Source organism: Desulfonispora thiosulfatigenes DSM 11270 (assembly GCF_900176035.1).
In the GTDB taxonomy this organism is placed as follows: domain Bacteria; phylum Bacillota; class Peptococcia; order Peptococcales; family Desulfonisporaceae; genus Desulfonispora; species Desulfonispora thiosulfatigenes.
This window is the reverse complement of the sequence record NZ_FWWT01000026.1, coordinates 1-5773: the sequence shown is the minus strand read 5'-3', so window position 1 is coordinate 5773 and position 5773 is coordinate 1. Positions and strand designations below refer to the sequence as shown.

Below are 5773 nucleotides of genomic sequence, written 5' to 3'. Positions count from 1 at the left end.
TTACCTCACCAACTAGCTAATCAGACGCGGGTCCATCCATAAGCGATAGCATTGTAAAGAGGCCATCTTTACTTAATCTACCATGCGGTAAATTAAGCTTATTCGGTATTAGCACCGGTTTCCCGGAGTTATCCCCAACTTATGGGCAGGTTACCCACGCGTTACTCACCCGTCCGCCACTAACTTTTAGTATTTAGTAAACTAAAAACTAAAAGTCCGTTCGACTTGCATGTGTTAGGCATGCCGCCAGCGTTCGTCCTGAGCCAGGATCAAACTCTCCATTAATATCCTGCAAGCTCAAAACCAACTTTTGGCTTTGTTATTTATCCGTTTGTTACTTGTGGTCTGTTTCTTTATAACTGTTTGATTTTCAAAGAACAACTTGTTAAGAAGATGTGATGCTCATGTATGTTTCAACATTTTGCATTTAATTATCAATTTCTCTCTTCTTTTGTTTTTTTCTTGTGTTTTGCGTCCCCTCTTGGCGACAAAATTTATCTTATCATTTTAAAACTTGTGTGTCAACATTTTTTTAAGATGTTTTAAAATGTTTTGAACGCCTGTTTGGCGCTCAATTAATATACCACGTTCTAGATATTATTTGCAAGTACTTTATTGAAAAATTTCTATACTTTTGTCTAATATGCCCGTTAAATAAGCCAGCACCATTCCATAATTAGTGATCTTAACCCCTTTTTCTTTACAAATATTTATCCTTGTCTGCATGGTTTTTTTATTTAACATACAGGAGGCACAATGAATAACTAAATCGTATTTTTCTAAATCCTCGGGGAAATCATGTCCCATTTTAAAATCGTAGTTTAATGTTTGCCCTACATGCTTGTTTAAAAGAGTAGGTATTTTTACTCTCCCTATATCTTCATGAGTTTCATTATGAGTACAACTTTCTGAGATTAAAACTTTAGAATCTTTTGTTAAGCTTTTGATTTTTGCTATTCCCTCTAAAAAAGTGTTTATATCTCCTTTTTGCCTAGAAAGTAATATGGAGAAACTAGTTAATTTAATTTCTTTAGGTACTATTTCCTTTACACTTTTAAAGATTTGAGAGTCCGTAACTACTAAATCTATACCTTTTAAATCTCCTAAGGCTTCTTTTAGTTCAGTATCCCTTACTACATAGCTTTTTATCCCATGATCCAAGCAATCTCTAATTAATTGTACTTGAGGTAAGATTAATCTTCCTTTAGGAGCCTCAGAATCAATTGGTACTACCAAAATAATTTTACTACCATATGGTAATAAGTCTCCAATCAGAGTTTCTTCTTCCTTGGTGCTAAGTTTTTTTATTATTTCCTCTTTTAATGTTAAAATTCTTTCTTTATTAAGTGTACTTATAAAAATAGCTTCTTTATATTTAGATTTTACTTCTAATATTCTTCTATCTAAAGTTTCAGCAAGTTTTTCACCAACGTTATCCTTATTACTTATCTCTATAATCTTATCTATTTTAGTAATAACCAATATGTGAGGAATATTGTATTTTTTAAATAATCTTATCATTTCTTGATAAGCAACTTCATCTATGTCATTTATATCCATCACATAAAGAGCTAGGTCTGTTCTTTCTAAAACCTTTAGTGTTTTTTTAACTCTTAACTGACCAAGATTACTAGTGTCATTAAGACCAGCAGTATCTATAAATACTACTGGTCCAACTGTCCCAAACTCCATTGCCTTACTCACTATATCTGTGGTTGTTCCTCTTACTTCCGATACTATAGAAATTTCTTGTCCAATAATGGCATTTAACAATGAGGATTTTCCTGCATTTGTATTGCCAAAAATTGCGATATGTTTACGATTTGCATTCGGGGTTTTATGCATTATTTATCTTTAGTGAGAGCGTTAACTGCAAGTACTAACTCCTCACTAAAACTCACCTCTTATCTTTTTATACTTTATTCTTTCTATAACATTTTTCTAACAATTATTATAAATATAAGTCTCTTTCACCTTTTTTTAATCTTTCAAAATTATTTAACAGAGACTTTTGTAGCTCTTTATTTTCAATCTTTTCTGTTTCAGCTAAAATTAATTCCATTCCCTTTTTACTTAAATCTTCATCACCATAATCTAAAATGAATTCAAGTAAAGTCATTAAAGCGTTTGGTGTGCAAATATTATGGATCTCACCAGATTTAGCTAAACTCATAAATCTATCACCTGTTCTACCGCTTCGATAACAAGCAGTACAATAGCTAGGTATATAATTATCATTAACTAATTCTTTTAAGACTTCTAAAGGACTTCTATTATCTTCTACTGAAAACTGGTCAACATTTTTACCTTCTTCTCTTTCTTTATATCCCCCTACTCCTGTCGAAGAACCTGCACTTACTTGTGAAACGCCATATTTTAATAAAGCTTTACGCATTTCTCCACTTTCTCTTGTAGACATAATGATTCCTGTATAGGGAACAGTTATTCTTGTAATAGCAACAATTTTCTTAAAAGTATCATCATCAACTAAATGAGGAAAAGTATTTAAATCCATTCCTTCTGCTTTTTTGAGTCTAGGGAATGAAATCGTATGAAAGCCAACCCCAAATTTATTTTCCAGATATTCATTATGGAGCATAAGTCCTAATACTTCAAACTTTGGGTCGTAAAGTCCAAAGAGTACGCCTGCTCCCACATCATCAAGACCTGCTTCCATAGCACGATCAAAAGCCGTAAGATGATATTCATAATCTCCTTTTATTGAATTAGGATGCATTTTTTCATAAGTAGGTTTATGATATGTTTCTTGAAATAAAATATATGTTCCAATATCTTGTTTTTTGAGTTTTTGATAATTTTCAACGCTCGTTGCAGCTATATTTACATTAATTCTCCTAATAGCACCATTTTCATTTTCTGTATTATAAATAGCATTAATAGCATCTAGTACATAATCAATATCACAATTAACTGGATCTTCTCCTGCTTCTAGAGCTAATCTTTTATGGCCCATTTTTTCTAATATTTTTACTTCTTCTTGAATTTCTTCCATCGTTAATCTTCTTCTAGTAAAATCATTCGTTCTTTGATAGCCACAATAAACACAATTATTTACACAATAATTCGAGATATATAAAGGAGCAAAAACTACAACTCTATTTCCATAGATTGATTCTTTTATCATTCCTGCTATTTCATACATTTCATTAATTTGTTCCCTATCCTCAATTTGCAGTAATATTGCAATATCCTCAGGAGCTAGTTTTTCATTTTTTTTGCTTTAATTAAAACCTTAGCAATATCTTCTTTACTTGCATCTTTGGCTTTGGTTAATAAACTTTCAATATAGTCATGATCAATAAACATTTTATTTCCTCCAATCTATATTGTCTCCTCTAGATAGGGAAACAGTAAATCCTGCATTTTCGATTTTTTCTATTATATAGTTTTTATTTTCTGAAACTTTGTTGCCTATAGATATTTTGCCATCATATAAAGCATACTTATTTCTTACATTATTCGGGGTAAGGACAGGCATAATTACATTTGCCCCTGCTTTTAATCCTTTTTCATAACCACAACCATCTACCGTTCCTAATGCAGTTGTAGTAGGCAATAATACTTTTGGTAAAAACATCCTAGTTAATGCAAGCATAATTAAAGTTAAATTGGTAGATCCTGCTTTTTTATCATTTAAAGGCGTATCCTTATGAGGAATAAATGGTCCTATTCCTACCATATGTGCTTCTAGTTCTTTTAAAAAATGAACATCTTCTACCAAGTGTTCTTTAGTTTGTCCAGGCAGTCCTACCATAAAACCTGCACCTACTTGATAACCTATCTTTTTTAAATCTTCTAAACATCTTTTTCTGTTTTCAAAATTCAGTTTGAAATGAAACTTTTCATAAAAGTCTGGCGTTGCTGTTTCATGGCGTAATAAATATCTATCTGCTCCTGCATCAAAATATGATTTATATGATTCATATGACTTTTCACCTATTGAAAGGGTAATCGCTGTTTTAGGAAAATCAGCTTTAATCCTAGTGATAATATCAATAATTTTTTCATCATCATAATAATTGTCTTCCCCACCCTGTAAAACAATAGTCTTATATCCTAACTTGTCCGCTTGTCCACAAACAGAAAGAATTTCATCAATAGACAATCTGTATCTTTGCGCTTTTTGATTAGCAGATCTAAGCCCACAATACAAGCAATTTTGTTTACAGTAGCTAGTAAATTCAATTAACCCTCGTAAAAAGACCTTATCACCATAAACCTTTAATCTAGTTTCATGAGCCCTTTTTAATAAATAAACTTCATTTTCAGTATTCATATTATTAAGTAAATTTAATAAATCTGGTTTATCAAGATAATTATCAAGGTAAAGCCTATCAATAAGTTTATTCATCGTAATCCCCCACTATTTTAATTATACGCTTCTTTTATACCTATTTCTAATAATTTCTCTTATAAACGCTCTGATTTAATCAAAAGTAATGCTCACTACTTCTGGTCTATTAAAAAACCTTAGAGGAATAATGCTGTTCCCCAAACCTCTACTTACTATCATTTTAGATTCACCGTAAGTGTGTATGCCTTTATAATATTTCGGAAAAAGACCTTGATTAGGAGCAATTAGAGCACCAATAAATGGGATAGCTATTTGGCCTCCATGGGCGTGTCCAGTTAATGATAAATCAATTTTAAACTCATTATATAAATTGAAAAGCTCTGGTCTGTGACTAAGTAAGATTATATATTGGTCATTTTCTTCAGTAAGCATATTTGAAATTTCTTTTTTAACAATCGAATAATTATTATGTTCTGTTCTTGATTTAAAAGCTGGATCGTCTATTCCCATAATTACGATTTGATCGCTTCCCCTAGTTATTACTTTTGTATCATTTCTTAAAATAATTACTCCTTCATTTTCTAACTTTCTTTCTAATGAATTGAACTTTCCCGACCAACCTTCATGATTACCCGTCACAAAATAAATAGGAGCAATTTTTTTAAACCTCTTAATAAGTTTTAAACTTTTGTCTTCATCATATTTTCTCCGATCTATCAAATCCCCCGTAATTACAATAATGTCGGGTGTTTCTTTTTTTAAAATTTTAATCATATTTTTATTATTATTGCCAAACTTTTTACTATGTAGGTCTGATAGATGAATAATTTTAAAGCCTTTAAAACCTTTTAAAGATTTATTACTATTGATTTTATAATGGCTAATCATTAAACCATTATTTTCATAATATAAAAAACCTATTATAAAAACCACCAATGCTAAGACTAGAATTAGTTTACCTTTAATGGATCTCACCTCATTTTGAAAATCAAAAAGCATCTATCTTGAGGTGAGGTGACCCCTAAAAGTTAGACTTTATTAGCGAGACAGTTTCGGCTGCCTCGCTATTTTTATGCAGCCTGAAGACTAAGTCTGTATTGCACTGGACTTAGCCATCCAAGTTTCTCTTTAATTCTCTTTTCGTTATAGTAATTTATGTATCGTTCAATTTCCGACTTCAATTCCTCATAGCTGTAATAGACGACACCATAGTAAATCTCTTGTTTAAGCAGTCCAAAGAAGTTCTCCATAACGGAATTATCATAGCAGTTACCTTTTCTAGACATACTTTGAAAAATACGTTCTTCCTTAAGCCGGTTAGAGTATGCTCTCATCTGGTAAGCCCATCCTTGATCTGAATGGAATGTTCGGCGATAAGGACAATCTGAGGTTATTTTAATGGCCTTATCTAGTGCATCCATTACGCTCTTGGCCGTAGGACGCTTAGCAATACCATAA

General features: G+C 31.5%; 4 protein-coding genes, 1 rRNA gene and 1 pseudogene. All 6 read right to left on the bottom strand.

The window, feature by feature from the left end; translation table 11 throughout:
• Positions 1-285 (bottom strand): 16S ribosomal RNA (locus B8965_RS12145); the annotation flags it as partial.
• Positions 286-612: 327 nt separating this feature from the next.
• Positions 613-1845 (bottom strand): [FeFe] hydrogenase H-cluster maturation GTPase HydF, encoded by a 1233-nt coding sequence (hydF, locus tag B8965_RS12140; protein ID WP_084054457.1) that lies wholly within the window; start codon positions 1843-1845, stop codon positions 613-615.
• A 106-nt stretch (positions 1846-1951) separates the two neighbouring features.
• Positions 1952-3327, bottom strand: a pseudogene (gene hydG, locus B8965_RS12135) ([FeFe] hydrogenase H-cluster radical SAM maturase HydG).
• Between the two features lies 1 nt (position 3328).
• Positions 3329-4372, bottom strand: a complete 1044-nt coding sequence (hydE, locus tag B8965_RS12130) for a [FeFe] hydrogenase H-cluster radical SAM maturase HydE (RefSeq protein ID WP_084054456.1) — start codon at positions 4370-4372, stop codon at positions 3329-3331.
• Between the two features lie 75 nt (positions 4373-4447).
• Positions 4448-5290, bottom strand: coding sequence for a metallophosphoesterase (locus tag B8965_RS12125; protein ID WP_200805926.1), 843 nt, complete (start codon positions 5288-5290; stop codon positions 4448-4450).
• Positions 5291-5385: 95 nt separating this feature from the next.
• Positions 5386-5773, bottom strand: a 388-nt coding sequence (locus tag B8965_RS12120) for an IS3 family transposase (protein ID WP_144015934.1), incomplete at its 5' end; no start/stop codon positions are given.